At 74.7% G+C, this 17,412-nt stretch carries 17 protein-coding genes and 1 pseudogene; 10 read left to right on the top strand and 8 right to left on the bottom strand.

Features of this window, described 5'->3' with window-relative positions; translation table 11 throughout:
• Positions 1 to 20 precede the first annotated feature (20 nt).
• Together folP and ACIGNX_RS29230 are read left to right on the top strand one after the other, a co-directional pair.
• Positions 21 to 881 (top strand): dihydropteroate synthase, encoded by an 861-nt coding sequence (gene folP, locus ACIGNX_RS29235; protein WP_396544029.1) that lies wholly within the window; start codon positions 21 to 23, stop codon positions 879 to 881.
• Positions 881 to 1,780, top strand: coding sequence for a glucosyl-3-phosphoglycerate synthase (locus ACIGNX_RS29230; RefSeq protein ID WP_396544028.1), 900 nt, complete (start codon positions 881 to 883; stop codon positions 1,778 to 1,780). Before folP ends, ACIGNX_RS29230 begins: the two co-directional genes overlap by 1 nt.
• Here the strand turns inward: ACIGNX_RS29230 and ACIGNX_RS29225 are convergent.
• Genes ACIGNX_RS29225 through ACIGNX_RS29210 form a run of 4 tightly spaced genes read right to left on the bottom strand, consistent with a single transcriptional unit; the run spans position 1,681 to position 6,709 of the window.
• Positions 1,681 to 3,165 carry an ATP-binding cassette domain-containing protein gene (locus ACIGNX_RS29225; protein ID WP_396544027.1) on the bottom strand — a complete coding sequence of 495 codons (1,485 nt, stop codon included), beginning with the start codon at positions 3,163 to 3,165 and terminating at the stop codon, positions 1,681 to 1,683. The two genes, ACIGNX_RS29230 and ACIGNX_RS29225, sit on opposite strands and share 100 nt — an antisense overlap.
• On the bottom strand, positions 3,162 to 4,697 hold the full coding sequence (cydD, locus tag ACIGNX_RS29220) for a thiol reductant ABC exporter subunit CydD (RefSeq protein ID WP_396544026.1): 1,536 nt from the start codon (positions 4,695 to 4,697) through the stop codon (positions 3,162 to 3,164). Before cydD ends, ACIGNX_RS29225 begins: the two co-directional genes overlap by 4 nt.
• Entirely contained in the window at positions 4,684 to 5,529 is an 846-nt protein-coding gene (locus ACIGNX_RS29215) for a cytochrome d ubiquinol oxidase subunit II (RefSeq protein WP_396544025.1), read from the bottom strand. The genes cydD and ACIGNX_RS29215 overlap by 14 nt, the downstream gene beginning before the upstream one ends.
• A 13-nt stretch (positions 5,530 to 5,542) precedes the next feature.
• The gene (locus ACIGNX_RS29210; RefSeq protein WP_396544024.1) at positions 5,543 to 6,709 is read right to left on the bottom strand and encodes a cytochrome ubiquinol oxidase subunit I; all 1,167 of its coding nucleotides are present in this window, start codon (positions 6,707 to 6,709) and stop codon (positions 5,543 to 5,545) included.
• Positions 6,710 to 6,797: 88 nt separating this feature from the next.
• Between ACIGNX_RS29210 and ACIGNX_RS29205 the strand changes: the two genes are divergently transcribed.
• The 5 genes and pseudogenes from ACIGNX_RS29205 to ACIGNX_RS29185 all read left to right on the top strand — a co-directional run bounded on the left by ACIGNX_RS29205 (position 6,798) and on the right by ACIGNX_RS29185 (position 9,286).
• Positions 6,798 to 7,136 carry a PadR family transcriptional regulator gene (locus ACIGNX_RS29205; protein ID WP_396544023.1) on the top strand — a complete coding sequence of 113 codons (339 nt, stop codon included), beginning with the start codon at positions 6,798 to 6,800 and terminating at the stop codon, positions 7,134 to 7,136.
• Positions 7,118 to 7,795, top strand: coding sequence for a permease prefix domain 1-containing protein (locus tag ACIGNX_RS29200; RefSeq protein ID WP_396544022.1), 678 nt, complete (start codon positions 7,118 to 7,120; stop codon positions 7,793 to 7,795). Before ACIGNX_RS29205 ends, ACIGNX_RS29200 begins: the two co-directional genes overlap by 19 nt.
• Before the next feature lie 27 nt (positions 7,796 to 7,822).
• A pseudogene (locus ACIGNX_RS29195) lies at positions 7,823 to 8,107 on the top strand (DivIVA domain-containing protein); the annotation flags it as partial.
• A gap of 214 nt (positions 8,108 to 8,321) precedes the next feature.
• Positions 8,322 to 8,735, top strand: a complete 414-nt coding sequence (locus ACIGNX_RS29190) for an SRPBCC family protein (protein WP_396544021.1) — start codon at positions 8,322 to 8,324, stop codon at positions 8,733 to 8,735.
• A complete protein-coding gene (locus ACIGNX_RS29185) occupies positions 8,732 to 9,286 on the top strand; it encodes a DNA-3-methyladenine glycosylase I (RefSeq protein WP_396544020.1) in 555 nt (184 codons plus the stop codon). The genes ACIGNX_RS29190 and ACIGNX_RS29185 overlap by 4 nt, the downstream gene beginning before the upstream one ends.
• Here the strand turns inward: ACIGNX_RS29185 and ACIGNX_RS29180 are convergent.
• Together ACIGNX_RS29180 and ACIGNX_RS29175 are read right to left on the bottom strand one after the other, a co-directional pair.
• A complete protein-coding gene (locus ACIGNX_RS29180; RefSeq protein WP_396544019.1) occupies positions 9,273 to 10,052 on the bottom strand; it encodes an enoyl-CoA hydratase-related protein in 780 nt (259 codons plus the stop codon). The genes ACIGNX_RS29185 and ACIGNX_RS29180 overlap by 14 nt on opposite strands.
• A 14-nt stretch (positions 10,053 to 10,066) precedes the next feature.
• Positions 10,067 to 10,846, bottom strand: a complete 780-nt coding sequence (locus ACIGNX_RS29175; RefSeq protein ID WP_396544018.1) for a PaaX family transcriptional regulator C-terminal domain-containing protein — start codon at positions 10,844 to 10,846, stop codon at positions 10,067 to 10,069.
• A gap of 263 nt (positions 10,847 to 11,109) precedes the next feature.
• Between ACIGNX_RS29175 and ACIGNX_RS29170 the strand changes: the two genes are divergently transcribed.
• Both ACIGNX_RS29170 and ACIGNX_RS29165 read left to right on the top strand, forming a co-directional pair.
• Entirely contained in the window at positions 11,110 to 11,277 is a 168-nt protein-coding gene (locus ACIGNX_RS29170; protein ID WP_012783412.1) for a DUF3117 domain-containing protein, read from the top strand.
• 169 nt (positions 11,278 to 11,446) lie between these two features.
• A complete protein-coding gene (locus tag ACIGNX_RS29165; RefSeq protein ID WP_396544017.1) occupies positions 11,447 to 12,943 on the top strand; it encodes a leucyl aminopeptidase family protein in 1,497 nt (498 codons plus the stop codon).
• A gap of 545 nt (positions 12,944 to 13,488) precedes the next feature.
• On the opposite strand, the gene ACIGNX_RS29160 is transcribed toward ACIGNX_RS29165, so the two are convergent.
• Together ACIGNX_RS29160 and glgA are read right to left on the bottom strand one after the other, a co-directional pair.
• Entirely contained in the window at positions 13,489 to 14,841 is a 1,353-nt protein-coding gene (locus ACIGNX_RS29160; protein WP_396544016.1) for a hypothetical protein, read from the bottom strand.
• Positions 14,842 to 14,920: 79 nt separating this feature from the next.
• Positions 14,921 to 16,084: a glycogen synthase gene (gene glgA / locus ACIGNX_RS29155; protein ID WP_396544015.1), complete on the bottom strand. Its 1,164-nt coding sequence runs from the start codon at positions 16,082 to 16,084 to the stop codon at positions 14,921 to 14,923.
• Between the two features lie 103 nt (positions 16,085 to 16,187).
• Here glgA and glgC point away from each other — a divergent pair, with 103 nt between their 5' ends.
• Complete coding sequence (gene glgC / locus ACIGNX_RS29150; RefSeq protein ID WP_396544014.1) at positions 16,188 to 17,402, top strand: glucose-1-phosphate adenylyltransferase; 1,215 nt, start codon at positions 16,188 to 16,190, stop codon at positions 17,400 to 17,402.
• Positions 17,403 to 17,412: the final 10 nt, after the last annotated feature.

Below are 17,412 nucleotides of genomic sequence, written 5' to 3'. Positions count from 1 at the left end.
GGGCGTGGCACCATGCGGTCATGCGGTTCGGGTCACGTGAGGTCGCCGGGGATCGCGCGCTGGTGATGGCGATCGTCAACCGGACGCGCGACTCGTTCTACGACCGCGGGGCGACGTTCGCCGACGACGCCGCCATGGCCGCGGTCGACCGGGCGGTCGCCGAGGGCGCGGACATCGTGGACGTCGGCGGCGTCCGCGCCGGCGCCAAGGGCGAGGTGGTGGACGCCGCCGAGGAGGCGCGGCGGGTCGTGCCGTTCGTCGCGGCCGTCCGCGAGCGGCACCCGGACCTGGTGATCAGCGTCGACACGTGGCGGCACGAGGTCGGCCGCGCGGTGTGCGAGGCGGGCGCGGACCTGCTCAACGACACGTGGGCGGGCGCGGACCCGGCGCTGGCCGAGGTGGCGGCGGAGTTCGGCGTCGGCATCGTCTGCTCCCACACCGGCGGCCTGCCGCCGCGCACCGACCCGCACCGCGTCCGGTACGCCGACGTGGTGGCGGCCGTGGTCGAGGAGCTGGTCGGGCGCGCCGAGCGGGTGGTGGCGCTGGGCGTGCCCGCGGCGGGCGTGCTGATCGACCCGACCCACGACTTCGGCAAGAACACCTGGCACGGCCTGGAGCTGCTGCGGCGGCTGGACGAGCTGGTCGCCACCGGTTGGCCGGTGCTGATGGCGCTGTCCAACAAGGACTTCGTCGGCGAGACCCTCGGCGTGGGGCTGGAGGACCGGGTGGACGGCACGCTCGCCGCGACGTCCGTGGCCGCGTGGGCGGGCGCGCGGGTGTTCCGGGCGCACCAGGTGCGGCAGACCCGCCGGGTGGTCGAGATGGTGGCGAGCATCGCGGGCACGCGCCCGCCCGCCCGCGTGCTCCGGGCGCTGGCCTGATGGCCGACTGGTTCGCCGCGAACACGTGGCAGAGTCCGCGGTGGACGGTCCCGGAGCTCGTGGAGCGCAAGGAGGGGCGCACGGTCAGCGTCGTGCTGCCCGCGCTGGACGAGGAGGCCACGGTCGGCGCCGTGGTCGGCGTCGTGCGCCCGCTGCTGGGCACCCTCGTGGACGAGCTGGTGGTCGTGGACTCCGGGTCGACCGACGACACGGCGGCCCGCGCGGCGGCGGCCGGCGCGCGGGTCGTGCACCGCGCCGACGTGCTGCCGCACCTCCCGCCGCGACCCGGCAAGGGCGAGGTGCTGTGGCGCTCGCTGGCGGCCACCACCGGCGACCTCGTGGTGTTCCTCGACTCCGACCTGATCGACCCGGACCCGGAGTTCGTGCCCGCCCTGCTCGGGCCGCTGCTGACCCGGGACGTGCACCTGGTGAAGGGCTTCTACCGGCGTCCGCTGCGGCTGGAGAGCACGGGTGGCGGCCGGGTCACCGAGCTGGCGGCCCGGCCGCTGCTCAACGCGCTGCGGCCGGAGCTGGCCGGCGTCGTGCAGCCGCTGGGCGGCGAGTACGCGGGCACGCGCGAGTTCCTGGAGTCGGTGCCGTTCGCGCCCGGCTACGGCGTGGAGATCGGCCTGCTCCTCGACGCCCACGCCCGGTACGGGCTGGCCGGGATCGCCCAGGTCAACCTGGGCGTGCGCAAGCACCGCAACCGCGACCTGCGCCAGCTCGGGCCCATGGCGGCTCAGATCGCGGTCACCGCGCTGCGCCGCTGCGGCGTGCCGGTGGCGTCGTCGACGCTGACTCAGTTCGTGCCGTTCGACGGGGAGTGGCTGCCGTCGCCGGTGGACGTGCCCGCCGAGGACCGGCCCGCCATGCGCTCGGTGCTCCAGCGGTCGCGGTAGTGGCCGGGGGTCGCGACCAGCTCGGCGTGGGTGCCCTCCTGGGTGACGCGGCCGTCCTCGAAGACCACGATCCGGTCGAAGTCGACCAGCGGCGCGAGCCGGTGCGTGACGAGCACGACGCCGCCGCGGGCGTGGTCCAGCACGCGGCGCAGCACCGCGTCGCCGTGCTCCACGGGCAGGCCCTCGACCGGTTCGTCCAGCAGCAGCACGTCCGGGTCGGCCAGCAGGGCGCGGGCCAGGAGCAGGCGTTGGCGCCGGCCGCCCGACAGCGCGCCGCCGTTCTCGCCGACCACCGCGTCCCACGGCACGTCCAGGTCCACGAGCGCGGCCACGCGGTCCAGCTCCTCCGGTGAGGCATCCGGGCGGGCCAGGCGCACGTTGGCCGCCGCGGTGGTGTGGAAGACGTGCGCGTCGTCCAGGACGCCCCGGGCGACGCCGGGGTGCGCGGCGGCGAGGGCCCGCAGGAACGTGCTCTTGCCCGCCCCGCTCGCGCCCACGACCCCGACCCGGCCCGTCGGCAGCTCCACGTGCGGCGGCGCGGTCGCGGTGGCGCGCAGGGCCTCGCGGACCCGGCCGACCGAGCCGCGCACCTCGGCCCACCGACGCCCGGCCGACGTCAGCGGCACCGTCACCTCCAGCACGGCGATCGACCCGAGCACCACCGGGGCCGGCGCGCCCTGCCGCAGCAGGGCCAGCGCCACCCCGAACTGCACGACCACGGCCACCACCGCCACCGCCGCCTCGCCGGAGCCGCCGCGCCGTTCCCGGTCGGCCAGCGCGTCGACCACCCGGCCGGTCGCCGCCAGCTCGCGGTCCAGCGCGCCGAACGCGGCCAGCTCCCGCGCGCCCTCCAGCAGCACGACGGCCCGCTCCGCCAGGTCCGCCCGGTCCGGCGCCACCGCGGCGAGGTGCCGCCGGGCCGCGTGGTGGGCGACCGCCGGCAGGACGCACGCGGTGACCAGCACGCCGACGAGGAGGGGCCGGGCGAACCCCGTCGCCACCAGCGCGACCACGCCGACGACCCCGGCCACCGCCGCGGGCAGCGCGCACCGCAGCAGCGCGTCCCGCACACCGTCCACATCGGACACCAGCCGGACGAGCGCGTCCCCGTCGGGCAGCGGCCGGCGCAGTAGGGCCTCGTAGACCCGCCCGCGCACCTCCGCCAGGTGCCGCAGCACGGCCGAGTGCCCGGCCAGCCGCTCGGCGTACCGCAGGCCGCCGCGGGCCAGGGCCAGCGTCCGCACCGCCACGACCGCCACCGCCAACGCCGACAGCGGCGGCTGCTGCGCGGCCCGCACGACCAGCCACGCGGCCGTGGTCACCAGGCCGATGCCGGCCAGTTCGGCGGCCACCCCGGCGACCACCGCGAGCACCACGCGCCTCATCCGAGCGCCACCACCCGGTCCACCTCGCCGAGCACGGCCGGCCGGTGCGCCACGACCACCGCCGTCCGCCCCGACAGCAGCCGCCGGGTGGCCCGCAGCACCGCCTCCTCGGTGCCGCCGTCCAACCGGGACGTGGGCTCGTCCATCAGCAGCAGGCGGGCGTCGTCGCGCGCCAACGCCCGCGCCAGCCCCACCCGCTGCCGCTCGCCGGACGACAAGGGGTGCTCGGCGTCGACCAGGTGGCCGAGCCCCAGCTCCGCCGCGGCGGCCCGGACGTCGCCGGTCGACCCGAGCGCGATGTTGTCGGCGACCGTGCCGGGGAACAGCGTGGGCCGCTGGGGCACCCAGGCGAGCTGCCGGGCCCAGGACTCCCACTCGACCTCGCGCAGGTCCACCCCGCCCACCAGCACGCGTCCGGACGCGGGTGTGACGAACCCGAGCACCACGGCCAGCAACGTGCTCTTCCCGACCCCGCTGGGCCCGACCACGGCCACCCGCTCACCGGCCCGGACGTGCAGCGAGAGGTCGGGCACCACCACCCGCCCGGGGTACTCGACCGAGACCCGTTCGACGACGAGGTCGGCGGTCCGCAGGTCGGGGGCGCGCACCGGCCCGACGGCCACGGCACCCCGATGCGGCGCGGTCGCCGCCTCCCGCGCGGTCGCGGTTTCCAGCGCGCTCACGGCTTCGAGGACGGCCGGCCCTTCGGCGGAGGCGTGGAATTGGGAGCCCGCCGACCTCAGCGGCAGGTACGCCTCCGGTGCCAGCAGCAGCACCAGCAGCGCCACCTGGAGCGTCACGCCGCCGTGCAGCAGCCGCAGGCCCACCGGCACGGCCACCAGCGCCACCGACGTCGTCGCCACCAGCTCCAGCACCAGCGCCGACAGGAACGCCACCCGCAGCGTCCGCATGGTCGCCGCCGCGTGCGCCCCCGCCATCGCCCGCACGGTCCGCGCCTGCGCCGCCGCGCGCCCGAACACCTTCAGCGTGCCCAGGCCGCGCACCACGTCCAGGAAGTGCCCGCCGACCACGGCCAGCCCGGCCCACTGGGCCCGCGTCCGGTCGCGGGTGCGCAGGCCGACCAGCGCGGCGAACACCGGCACCAGCGGCAGGGTCAGCAGCACCACCAGGGCCGACGGCAGGTCCGCGAACGACAGCCGCGCCACCACCGCCACCGGCACCACCGCGGCGATGACGAGCTGCGGCAGGTAGCCGGCGAAGTACGGCTCCACCGCGTCCACGCCCTTCACGACCAGCGTCACCGCCGACCCCGCCGGTTGCCCCGACGCAGACGCCGCCCGCAGGACCCGCTTCCTCAACGCGGCCTTGAGCGAGGACGCGCAACGTTGCGTTTCCCTCTGCATCGTCCACACCACCACCGCACGGACCCCGATCACCGCCGCGAGCCACCACGCCGACCACCCGCCGGTCAGCACCGACGCCAGCACCTCGGCCTGGGCGAGCACGACCAGCGCCGTCAGCACCGCCAGCCCGGTCAGGACGACCACGTACCGCCGGTCAACGTGCCGCACGGGACATCCGCCAAGTCGCCCACTGGAACACCAGCACCAACGGCACCACCACGACGGCGGCCCACGTCAGCACCCGCAGCGTCGGCACGTCCGCCACCACCGCCGCCGTCACCACCGACCGCGCCCCGAACACCGCCACCACCGGCGACGCGCACACCGCAGCGCTGCACAGCGAAGCGGTGCGATACCACTGGAAGCGCAACGCTGCGAAAGCCACCGCGAACAACCCCAGCGCCACGACCGCCACCACCCCGAACCAGGGCGCGGGCACCGCTCCGGCGGTCACGACGGCGGCCACCGCGAAGGCCACCCCGGGCACCGGCAGCAGGCGGGCGAGCCGCACCGCCCGCGCCCGCACCGCACCGGTCAGCCGCCCGCTCAGGAACACCGCGCCGTGCCAGGCGAACACCGAGACCATCCCCGCGCCCCACAACCACACCGGCCCGCCGAGCACCCGCCCCAGCAGCACGCCCCACCCCGCGGCGACCACCAGCGCACCGCCCACCACCACGAAGTCCCACCCGGGCGAGCGCAACTGCACCGCCACCGTGAAGCACACGAGCCCCGCCAACAGCACCGCGAACACCGTGTGCTGCGACGACAGCAGCTCACCCTCCAGCCGGGGGAACGCCCCGAACAGCACGCCGACCGCCGCGACCAGCCACACCTCGTTCCCGAGGAAGAACGGCGTCACCGCCCGCAGCACCTCCCGCCGCCCCCGCTCGTCCCGCCCGACCACCCGCAGCAGTGCCCCGACCCCGTAGTCGACACCGGCCAGCGCGAAGTAACCGCAGGTCAGGAACGTCAGCAAGGCAACCCACACGCTCTGCACGACCCCACCCCCCTCACAGCGCCGGGACCAGCGGCGACACGGGCTCGTCGTCGGACGACACCGGTCCCCGCCGCGCCAGCCGCGCGAGCAGCACCCAGTCCGCGACCGCGAGCAGCGCGAACACGGCCGTGAACGCGACGAACGACACGAGCAGCTGCTCCCGGCCGACGTGCGAGACGGCGTCCCGGGTCGTCAGCACGCCCTGGATCAGCCACGGCTGCCGCCCGACCTCGCGGAACAGCCACCCGCCGATCGCCGCGACGAACGGCAGCGGGATGCCGGCCACCATCAGGTACAGCGGGAACCGCAGCCGCACCACCGCGTCGCGGGCCAGCAGCGGCACGGTCAGCCAGCTCACCAGCAGCAGCACGAGCCCGATCTGGACCATGAACCCGAGCCCGGCCCCGTCGAGCGGCCCCGCGGTGGCGAACTTCTCCGGCTGGTACCGCCGCACGATCGGGAACTGCCCGAACCCGAACGCGACCAGCGGCGGCGTGGCCAGCGCCGTCAGCACCACGCCGAGCCGCAGCGACCGGCGGAAGAAGTCCACCTCGGTCGTGCGCCGCAGGAAGTGCCAGGCGCTCACGCCGGTCAGGAACACCCCGCCCGCGGTCACCGACGCGGCGCAGACGTGCAGGAACGCCGTGCCGAACGTCGGGTTCGCCACCAGCGCGGAGAAGTCGACCAGCCGCAGCACGCCGTCGCGCTCCTCGTGCCCGACCGGGTGCTGGAGGAACCCGTTCGCCACCATGATCCAGAACGCGGAGGCGTACGCGGTCAGCGCGACCAGCCAGATCAGCGCCAGGTGCACCGCCCGGGGCAACCGGTCCCAGCCGAAGATCCACAGGCCGAGGAACGTCGACTCCAGGAAGAACGCCACCAGCGCCTCCAGCGCCAGGGGCGCGCCGAACACGTCGCCCGCGAAGGTCGACAGGCCCGACCAGTTCAGCCCGAACTGGAACTCCATGACGATGCCGGTCGCGATGCCGAGCGCGTAGTTGACCACGTAGAGCCGGCCCCAGAAGCGCGCCATCCGGGCGTGCACGGGGTCGGCGGACAGCGCGGCCCGGGTCTGCATGATCGCCACCGCCGTCACCAGCCCGAGCGTGAGCAGCACGAACAGGAAGTGGAACGACGTCGTGGTGGCGAACTGGAGCCGGGCCAGTCCGAGAGCATCCATGAGTAGGGAACTTATATGTAGCCAGCCAACGCAACATCGGGGATGTCCCCGATCCCGACCCTTGTCCGGACCAGTAGAGTGGCTACCCATGAAGTCCGACGCGCTGCGCGGGCATCTCGACGCGCTCCTGCTGGCCACGCTCGACGGCGGCCGGCTGCACGGCTACGCCATCATCGAGGCGTTGCAGCGGCGCAGCGGCGGCGCGCTCGACCTGCCCACCGGCACCGTCTACCCGGCCCTGCGCCGACTGGAGACCGCGGGCCTGGTGACCAGCGAGTGGAGCACCGTCGGCGGGCGGCAGCGCCGCACCTACCGGCTCACCAGGGCGGGCCAGCGCGCGCTCGCCGACGAACGCGTCGCGTGGCGCGAGTTCACCACCGCGATCGAGGGCGTCCTGGGAGGCGGGCCGTGGCCGGCGCAGGCCTGATCGACGACTACGTCGCCGCGCTGGACCGGCGGCTGCGCGGACCCGGGCCGGTCAAGGACGACCTGCTCGCCGAAGCCCGCGACAGCCTCCACGACGCCGCCGCCGCCCACCGCGACCGGGGCCTGGGCGAGGAGGACGCGCAACGCCGCGCGGTCGCCGAGTTCGGCCCGGTCACCGCCGTCGCCCGCGAGTACCAGGGCCTCCTCGGCCTCGCCCACGGCGCCCGCACGCTGCGGTCGATGCTGCTCGTCGTCCCGCTGGTGTCCGTGCTGTGGGAGCTCAACCGCCGGTTCTGGATCGGCGCGTGGGACGACTTCGCCGTGCCGCCGCCCGGCTGGTACCTCGCCGTCGCCCGCTTCACCGACGCCTCCGCGTGGGTCGTGGCCGGCGCGGCGGTGCTCGCACTGCTCGTCGGCCGACGCCTGGCCCGCACCTCGGTCAGCACCCCCGCGCTGGCCCGGCTCGCCGGCGCGGTCGCCGTCGGCGCGGTCGGCGTGTCCCTGCTGGGCCACGTCGCGATCCTCGCCGCCACCGCCTACGTCGACGCCGCGCGGCTGGTCGTCTCGCCCCCGGTGGCCGTCGCGACCGCGGCGTCGCTCGCCGTCGCGCTGCGCCTGGCCGTCCTCGCCCGCCGCTGTCTGGTGTTCTCGTCGGCCTGACCGGCGGGCATGTGCCACGATCGTCACGTGACCTCAGCGCTCATCTACATCGTCGTCATGGCGCTCGTCGCGGCCGTGGTCTTCCTCCTGGCCGCGCTGGTGTTCGGGCGGGGCGAGGAGCTGGCGCCGCTGCCGCCCGGCGCGTCGCCGACCCGCCTGCCCTCCGACGACGTGACCCCGGACGACGTGCGCGACCTGAAGTTCCAGCAGGTCCTGCGCGGTTACAAGATGACCGAGGTGGACTGGGCGCTGGACCGCCTGGCCGACGAGGTCGACCGGCTGCGCACCCGCGTCGTGGAACTGGAGGCCGAGCTGGGCGTCGAGCACCGGCCGCCCGTCGCGGTCAGGACCACCACCGGCCCCGGCGCGCGCACGGTCACCGAAGCCGCGCCCGAAGCCACGGCGCCCGAACCTGCTGCGTCCCAACCTGCTGGGCCCGAACCCGCTGGGCCCCAACCTGCTGGGCCCGAACCCGCTGGGCCCGAACCCATCGCGCCGGAGGCCGCACCCACCCGGGAGCCCGAGCGTGACCCGGCTTGAGCTGCGCGTCCACGTCGACGCGCCCGCCCGCACCACCTGGGCCGCCCTGACCGACTGGACCAGGCAGGGCGAGTGGATGCTCGCCACCACCGTCCGCGTGACCAGCGGCGACGGCGCCGGCGAGGGCAGCGGGCTCACCGCGTTCACCGGCATCGGCCCGCTCGGGTTCACCGACACCATGCGCATCACCGCCTGGGAACCGCCGGTGCGCTGCGCCGTCGAGCACACCGGCCGGCTCGTGCGCGGCACCGGCGAGTTCGTCGTCGTCCCCCGCGGCGACGCGCGCAGCGAACTCGTCTGGTCCGAGGACATCGCGCTGCCGCTGAACCTGGCCTTCGCGCCGGGCGTCAAGTGGTCGCTGCGCCGATTCGCCACCTTCGCCCGGGAGTACCGCGCATGACCGACCCCGTCCGCTGCCCGTGGGGCGACAGCACCCCCGACTACGCCGCCTACCACGACACCGAGTGGGGCGTCGAGGTGCGCGGCGAGGCCGCCATGTTCGAGCGGATGGCGCTGGAGTCGTTCCAGTCCGGCCTGTCCTGGATCACCATCCTGCGCAAGCGGGAGAACTTCCGCGCCGCGTTCGCGGGGTTCAAGCCCGAGGCCGTCGCCGCGTTCGGACCCGACGACGTCACCCGCCTGATGGCCGACGCGGGCATCGTCCGCAACCTCGCCAAGATCAACGCCACGATCAACAACGCCCGCGCCGTCGCCGAGCTGGACGTGCCGCTGGACGACCTGCTCTGGTCGTTCGCGCCCGAGCACCACGAACGCCCCGCCACCAGCGCCGACGTGCCGGCCGTCACCCCGGGGTCCAAGGCCATGGCCAAGGAGCTCAAGCGCCGCGGCTTCGTCTTCCTCGGCCCCACCACCTGCTACGCGCTGATGCAGGCCACGGGCATGGTCGACGACCACGTCGCGGCCTGCTTCCGCGCCACTAGCGACCGGTGAACGTCGGCTTCCGCTTCGCCACGAACGCGGCCACCGCCTCCCGGTGGTCGGCCGTCGCACCCGCCTCCGCCTGCGTGCGGGCCTCCACCTCCAGCGCCGCCGCCAGCTCACCGGAGAACGCCAACGCCTCCTTGATCTTGGCGTAGGCCGTGGTCGGCCCGGCGGCCAGCTGCCGGGCCAGCGCCAGCGCCGTCGACAGCACCTCGCCGTCCGGCACGACCTGCCCCACCATGCCGATCCGCAGCGCCTCCTCCGCGCCCACCGGCTGCGCCAGCAGCATCATCTCCATCGCCCGGCCGTGCCCGATCAGCCGCGGCAACGTCCACGACGCGCCCGAGTCCGCCGTCAACCCCACGTTGGCGAACGCCATCAGGAACTTCGCCCCCTCGCCCGCCACCCGCAGGTCGCACGCGTACGCCAGCGACGCCCCCGCGCCCGCCGCCATGCCGTTCACCGCGGCGATCACCGGCTTCGGCATGCCCACGATCGCCTTGACCAGCGGGTTGTAGTGGTCCTCCACCGTGCGCAGCGGCGACGGGTCGCCCGCCTCCAGCAGCGCCACGTGCTCCTTCAGGTCCTGACCCGCGCAGAACGCCCGCCCCGCGCCGGTCACGACCACCGCCCGCACCGCGTCGTCCGCCGCGGCCTCGACCAGGGCCCCCAGGAACCGCTCCTTCAGCGCCACCGTGAACGAGTTGAACGACTCGGGCCGGTTGAGCGTGAAGGTGCGAACGCCGTCAGCGTCGTCGATGAGGAGTTCGGACACGGGTTGACCTCCGGTTAGTGGTGAGCGAGGCAGTCGTCGACGAACTTGGCCACCGCGGGCGCGAGCCGGTTGGTGTGCCGGTCGAAGAACGCGGCCGCCCCCGCACCCGGCCAGTCGGCGGGCAGCAGCTCGCGCGGCAGGCCGGGGTCGCGGAACAGGAACTTGCGCCAGGCGTGCAGGAACCGCTGGGACGCGGCGAACGCCGACGGCGGCGACGTACCGTCCACAGCGGACATCACGGGATCCCACTCGGCCACGAACCGCGCGTAGTCCCGCCCCAGCGTGGCCAGGTCCCAGGCCCGGGCCGCCAGCTCCGCCGGGTCGCCCTCGTGCTCGCCGCGGAACGTGCTGCCCCGCACGTCCTCGGCGGTCAGCACGTCCGCCAGCTCCGGCGACGGGCGCGGCGCGACCCACGTCACAGGGCCCAGCGCCCCGTAGCCGAGCAGTTGCAGCGAGGAGGCGAGCCGGTCCCGCGCCTCCCGCGCCGGCAGCTCCTCCAGCACCACCACGTGCCACCGACCGTCCCACGTGGACGGCCGGGTCCGGTAGATGCGGGCCGCGGCCTCGTCCAGCCGCCTTTCCGCGCGAGGTGTCATCGCGTAGCCCGGGCCGTCCGGCAGGCGCACCGGCTCCAACCAGCCCTGCCGCACCGTGCGCGAGACGGCCGTCCGCACGGCCGGCGCGGCGAAGTCCAGCGGCTCCAGCAACCGGACGAGCGCGGCGATCGTCGCCGCGCCACCCCGTTCGCGGAGGTGGCCGCCGTAGACGTCGAAGAGCGCGGAACGGGCTCGCACGAGGGTCGAGTCTGTCAGGGCGGCCCCGCGACACGCCACAACAGCGTCGTCGGTCACGACCAGGTGACGGTCGCGGGTCGGCCGCCGAAGTCGTTGCGGCACGGCGATCCTGGCCCTGATCTGCGGCTGCGCGAAGATCGGCAACCGGTCGCCGGCCGGTCGGAAAGATCGGTTCGGTTTCGCTGCCGAGTCCGCATAGGGGAGAATGGGCGGAGTATCCGGCCCTGGTCGGACGGGGAAGATGTTGACGGAGGGAGCACGCGATGGCGGCCATGAAGCCCCGGACCGGCGACGGTCCCCTTGAGGTCACCAAGGAGGGGCGTGGCATCGTGATGCGCGTTCCACTCGAAGGTGGTGGGCGCCTCGTCGTCGAGATGTCGGCGGATGAGGCGAACGCCCTGGGCGACGCCCTCAAGGCGGCCGCCGGCTGACCCGCCGGACCGAGCAAGCGTCGACGCCCCGGTTTCCACAGTGGAACCGGGGCATCGCTACGTCGCGTGCCGCCCGGCGCTGACACCGCCGTGCCGGGGCGCTCACCTGCGGCTTCACCCACCCCACCGCCCGACGGCACCCACCGCGTCGGCTCCCCAGGAGGTCCCCGTGCGAGCACCGCTGCCCACCCCGCTGGTCACCGTCGAGGTGGCCGACACCCTCCGGCGAGGTGTGCCCGCGGTGCTCGTCGCGTTCCCCGGCGACCCGGTGCGGCTCGGGCCCGGCGGCGAGGACGTCACCGATCCGGGTGAGGTCGGCGGCGCGGCCGGTGCGACGGTCCGGCAGGGGCGGACGTGGGTCGTCGGCGTCGGCGAGGGCGCTCCCGGCGACTGGCGCAGGGCGGGCGCGTCCCTGGTGCGGGCGCTGCACGCGGACGCCGAGAGGTCGGGTGAGGCGACGTTCGACGTGCGGCTGCCGGGGGACGTGACCGCCGAGGCGGTGGCCGCGTTCACGCTCGGCGCGGCCGTCGGCGGGTACCGGTTCAAGGTGACCGGCGAGGACCCGCCGGCCCGGGTGAAGTCGTTGCGCCTGGTCACGGGCGGTGCGCAGACTGGCGCGGAGGCCGGGGCGGGTGACGCCGGTGCAGGCGTCCCCCTGGCGGACGCGGTGCGGAAGGCGAACGCGCTGGCCGCGGCGACGTCGCTCGGCCGCGACCTGGCGAACACGCCGTCAAATGTGAAGGACCCGTCGTGGTTGGCCTCGGCGGCGGTGAAGGCGGCGCGCGGCGTGCCCGGGCTGCGCGTCGACGTGCGGGACGAGAAGTGGCTGGCCGAGCAGGGGTTCGGCGGGGTGCTGGCGGTGGGCGGCGGTTCGTCGAGGCCGCCGCGGTTCGTCGAGCTGACGTGGTCGGGTGCCGAGGGCGGGCCGCACGTGGTGCTGGTCGGCAAGGGGATCACGTTCGACACCGGCGGGATCTCGATCAAGCCGGCCGACGGGATGCACCTGATGCGCACGGACATGTCCGGTGGTGCGGCGGTCATCGCGGCGCTCGTGGCGATCGCGCGGCAGGGCCTGCCCGTCCGGGTGACGGGGTTGGTGCCGGCGGCGGAGAACCACGTGTCCGGGTCGGCGTACCGGCCGGGTGACGTGATCACGCACTACGGGGGCACGACGACGGAGGTCACGAACACGGACGCGGAGGGTCGGCTCGTGCTGGCCGACGCGCTGGCGTACGCGGTCCGGAACCTGCGGCCGGACGTGCTGGTCGACGTGGCCACCCTGACGGGTGCCATGAAGGTCACGCTCGGTGTTCGCACGGGCGGCCTGTTCGCGACCGACGACGACCTGGCCGCGCGGGTGGCGGAGGCCGGGGCGCGGGTCGGTGAGGCGTGGTGGCGGATGCCGTTGCCGGAGGACCTGGCGGAGGACGTGCGCAGCGACTTGGCGGACGTCCGGCAGTGCCCGCCGGGGCCGGGCGGGATCACCGCGGCGCTGTTCCTGAAGGAGTTCACGGGCGGTGTGCCGTGGGCGCACCTGGACATCGCCGGTCCGGCCCGCGCCGACAAGGTGTACGACGAGGTGGTCGTCGGGGCCACCGGCTTCGCCGCCCGCACCCTCACCGAACTGGCCGAGACCTACGCCGCCGCCTCGAACACGATCGAGTGAACCTAGCGCCAAACTGTACGGAAACACTGTTACCACTCCTCGGTTGAATCGAGGAACCGCAACCGCCGCCAACCACCCCTCGACCCCCACCACCCTCGACCTCGCCACCCGCCCCCGACCCCGGCACCCCGCCCCCGACCCCGCCACCCGCTCCCATCGCCCGCGAGCCCAGGCCGCACCCCTCGCTCCTACCCGCCCGTGGACGCCTGGCTGACCGGGGCTGACGGGCCCGGTGAGTGAGTGGTTGGCGTTGGCCGGCCCGGCAGGGGTCCTGGGACCGAGGGCCGCGGGTGCATGCGCCCCGGGACGTCCGGCGATGCACGCCGGGGTCGAGGGGGAAGGGTGCCGGCCGGACTGGCGGGTGGTGGGCGCAGGCCGGCCGGCGGGTCGCAGGCGGCGGGCGTAAGCCGGACCGGTGGGCGGGCCGGTGGGCAGCCGGGTGGTGCGGGGCTGAGCGGTGAGTGGCAGGCGCAGGTCGGCCGGCGAGTCGCAGGCGGCGGTCGCGGGCCGGGGTGGGGGCGGGAAGCCGAAGTGATGTGGTGGGCTCAGAAGTCGAGCGGTAGGTCCACGCCCGGGCCGCCGGCCACCGGGATCGCGGGCCCCTGGGGCACGGTCACCGTTCCGGCCCTCACGGCCAACGTGGCCGTCCGCGTGTCCTCCGGCACCTCGAACACCACCGCCACCGGGAACGTGTCGCCGCCGTAGCGCGCGCCCACCTGCCGCGCCGCCTGGCCGCCCGGCAGCGTCAGCACGACCAGCGGCGCGGTCTGCGCGGCCGTCACCAGGTTCGGCAGCCCGTGCCCCACCAGCCGCAGCTCCACCAGCGCCATCCCGTCGCCGGCGGTGGCCAGCTCGTACTGGGCGCTGGACGACACGGGCCGCTGCCGACCCACCCGGGCCCGCACGACCTCCACCGACCCGGCCGAACCGCCCACCGTCACGGGGACCGGCACCGAGGTCGCCTCCGGCCCCGGACCGCGCCGCAACGACTTCGGCGCGTCCCCGACGACCTGCCCGGACGGCACCTCGACGCGTTGTTGCAGCGACTTGGTCCCCACCGTGTCGAGCACCAGCGACTCCGGCCCGCCCGCGATCGGGACCGTGTAGACGACCAGCGCCGAGCCGTCGGCGGGCAGCCTCTCGGCGGGCAGCCGGTGCCGCCTGCCCGGCACGTCCAGCGACAGCTCCGGCGGCTGCGGCAGCCAGCCGCGCCACGGCGTCTGCCCGAACGCCGAGTCCACCTCGGCGTGCCGCGTCACCCGCACCCGCAGCACCCGCAGCGCCACCCCGTGCTCCGCCCGCAGGTCACCCTCCGGGGTGGCCACCACCGACGGCGACGAGTGCCCCGTCACGCGCACCTCGAGCTGGTCGTCGCGCACCATCGCGGACGCCGGGTCGAGCGCCCGGCCGTCGTCGGGCAGCACGGCCAGGAAGTCGGGCCCGGCCTGGCCGACGCCCTGGTCGGCGTCGGTCTCCCGCCCGTCGGTGCGGACGAGCCTGCCCACCGGCGTGCTGCGCGCGCCCTGCGCGGGCACCTGCGGCGGCTCCACCTCCAGCCGGACCCCGGACGCGCTGCGGTCCACCCGTTTGAGCGGCACCGGCACCCAGTCGGTCGTGGCGGCCGTGCCGGGCACCTGCACGGGACCGCACCACAGCCGGGTGTCCACCTCGAACGCCTCACCGGTGCGGGCGAACCAGCAGCTCACCGCGTCCCGCCCGGTCCGGGCCACGTAGCCGAACGACAGTGTGTAGCTCAGCTCCGCCTCGGCCCGCGCCTGCAGGCCGGACGCGTCCAGCACCGCCTCTCCCTCGATCGTGAACCTGACCTGCTCCGCGCTGAACGCGGGCGTGGCGCACCCTCCGGCCACCAGCGCGAGCAGGAGCACGAGCCACCGCATACCGGCCCCCAGTAGTCGCCCCTACTGACTAAAGGCGGTCGGGTGCCCCGGCCGTTGCATCACGTTTCTGTGACGCACATCACTTCGCGTTGTTCAGTGCCGCCTCGTACACCGCCACGGTCTGCTCGGCCACCGTCGCCCACGAGAACTCCTCGACCGCCCGCGCCCGCCCGGCCTCGCCGAACGCCGCCGCCCGCGCCGGGTCGCCCAGCACCTCGTTCACCGCGTCGGCCAACGCCGTCCGGTACGCCTCGACGTCCTTCTCGTCGTAGTGCACCAGCAGCCCGGTCCGCCCGTGGTCCACGACCTCCGGGATGCCGCCCACGTCGGAGGCCACGACGGCGGTGCCGCACGCCATCGCCTCCAGGTTCACGATGCCCAGCGGCTCGTACACCGAGGGGCACACGAACACCGTCGAACGGCTCAGGATCTGCCGCACCTCGGCCGGCTGGAGCATCTGCTGGATCCAGAACACGCCGGGCCGCGACGCCGCCAGCCCGGCCACCGCGAGGCGGGTCTCCTCCGCGATCTCCGGGGTGTCCGGCGCGCCCGCGCACAGCACGACCTGCGCGTCCGCCGAGATCCGGTGCGCGGCGGCGACCAGGTGCCCGACGCCCTTCTGCCGGGTGATGCGCCCGACGAACGCCACGATCGGCCGGTCCGGGTCGATCCCGTGCCGGACCAGCGCGTCGGTCTCGGACACCGGGTGGTAGGCGGTGGTGTCGATGCCGTTGCGCACGACGTGCACCCGCGCCGGGTCCAGCGCCGGGTAGCAGTCCAGCACGTCGGTCCGCATGCCCTCGCTGACGGCGATCACCGCGTCCGCCGCCTCGTAGGCCGTCCGCTCCACCCACGACGACACCCGGTAGCCGCCGCCGAGCTGCTCGGCCTTCCACGGCCGGCGCGGCTCCAGCGAGTGCGCGGTCACCACGTGCGGGATCCCGTGCAGCAGTTTCGCCAGGTGACCGGCCATGTTGGCGTACCAGGTGTGGGAGTGCGCGAGCTGCGCGTCGCCGAGCGCGGCGGCCATCTCCAGGTCCACCGACAGCGTGGCCAGCGCGGCGTTGGCCCGCTCCAGGCCGTGGGCCGGGTTGTGCGCCCTGGCGTCCGCGCGCGGCCCGCCGAAGGCGTGCACGTCCACGTCGACCAGTTCGCGCAGCCTCGGCACCAGGAAACCGACGTGCACCCCAGCTCCGCCGTAGACCTCCGGCGGGTACTCCCGTGTCAGCAGTCCAATTCGCACGGGGCTCACCGTAAGCCGGCGCCGGGGTCGGCCGGGTGAACGGGCGGAGTCGCCGCCCCTTCGCCGTTGGTGGGCCGGTGCTCACCCGGTTAGGGTCGTTGTCGTGAAAGGGCAACCGCACGTTCTAGGAATTGTCCTCGCCGGTGGCGAAGGCAAACGGTTGTGGCCGTTGACCGCCGACCGGGCAAAGCCGGCGGTGCCCTTCGGCGGTAACTACCGGCTCGTCGACTTCGTCCTGTCCAACCTCGTGAACGCGGGTTTCGTCAAGCTCTGCGTGCTCACCCAGTACAAATCCCATTCCCTGGACCGGCACATCTCGACCACCTGGCGGCTGTCGAATGTGCTCGGGCAGTACGTCACGCCGGTGCCGGCGCAGCAGCGGCTGGGTCCCCGCTGGTACACCGGCAGCGCCGACGCCATCTTCCAGTCGCTGAACCTCGTCAACGACGAGAAGCCCGAGCACGTGATCATCTTCGGCGCGGACCACGTCTACCGGATGGACCCCGGGCAGATGGTGGAGCAGCACGTGGCGACGGGCGCGGGCGTCACGGTCGCGGGCATCCGGGTGCCGCGGGCGGAGGCCAAGGCGTTCGGCTGCATCGACTCCGACGCGTCCGGCCTGATCACCCGGTTCCTGGAGAAGCCGGCGGACCCGCCGCACGTGCCCGACGACCCGGAGGTCACCTTCGCGTCGATGGGCAACTACGTGTTCACCACGGAGGCGCTGATCGAGGCGTTGCGCGCCGACGCGGCCAACCCCGACTCCGACCACGACATGGGCGGCGACATCATCCCGATGCTCGTCGACCAGGGGCAGGCGCACGTCTACGACTTCGCCGACAACAAGGTGCCGGGCGAGAGCGACCGCGACCGCGGCTACTGGCGGGACGTGGGGACCATCGACGCCTACTACGAGGCGCACATGGACCTGGTGTCCGTGCACCCCGTGTTCAACCTCTACAACCAGGCGTGGCCGATCCGCACCGCGACCCCGCCCCTGCCGCCGGCGAAGTTCATCGCGGGCGGCAGCGCCGAGGACTCCATGGTGGGGCCCGGGTCGATCATCTCCGGCACCGTCCACGGGTCCGTGATCAGCTCGGACGTGGTCGTGGAGGTCGGGTCGGTGGTGCAGGGGAGCGTGCTGCTGCCGGGCGTGCGCATCGGGCGCGGCGCGGTCGTGCGGCGGGCGATCCTGGACAAGAACGTCGTGGTGCCCGACGGCGCGCTGATCGGCGTCGACCCGGCGACGGACCGGCAGCGCTACACCGTGTCGACGGGCGGGGTGACCGTGCTGGGGAAGGGCGTCACGGCGTTCTGACGGGCGGCCG

Source organism: Actinosynnema sp. NPDC053489, assembly GCF_044544865.1.
GTDB lineage: Bacteria > Actinomycetota > Actinomycetes > Mycobacteriales > Pseudonocardiaceae > Actinosynnema.
Note: the sequence above shows the minus strand (reverse complement) of the source record. Positions and strands in the feature narration are given on the sequence as shown.

Bases quoted from the DNA above. Each gene is read 5' to 3' on its own strand.
- ACIGNX_RS29185 (WP_396544020.1), top strand. From the start codon at position 8,732: ATGACCGACCCCGTCCGCTGCCCGTGGGGCGACAGCACCCCCGACTAC.
- ACIGNX_RS29225 (WP_396544027.1), bottom strand. From the start codon at position 3,165: ATGAGGCGCGTGGTGCTCGCGGTGGTCGCCGGGGTGGCCGCCGAACTG.
- folP (WP_396544029.1), top strand. From the start codon at position 21: ATGCGGTTCGGGTCACGTGAGGTCGCCGGGGATCGCGCGCTGGTGATG.
- ACIGNX_RS29230 (WP_396544028.1), top strand. From the start codon at position 881: ATGGCCGACTGGTTCGCCGCGAACACGTGGCAGAGTCCGCGGTGGACG.
- ACIGNX_RS29205 (WP_396544023.1), top strand. From the start codon at position 6,798: ATGAAGTCCGACGCGCTGCGCGGGCATCTCGACGCGCTCCTGCTGGCC.
- ACIGNX_RS29160 (WP_396544016.1), bottom strand. From the start codon at position 14,841: ATGCGGTGGCTCGTGCTCCTGCTCGCGCTGGTGGCCGGAGGGTGCGCC.
- ACIGNX_RS29170 (WP_012783412.1), top strand. From the start codon at position 11,110: ATGGCGGCCATGAAGCCCCGGACCGGCGACGGTCCCCTTGAGGTCACC.
- ACIGNX_RS29210 (WP_396544024.1), bottom strand. From the start codon at position 6,709: ATGGATGCTCTCGGACTGGCCCGGCTCCAGTTCGCCACCACGACGTCG.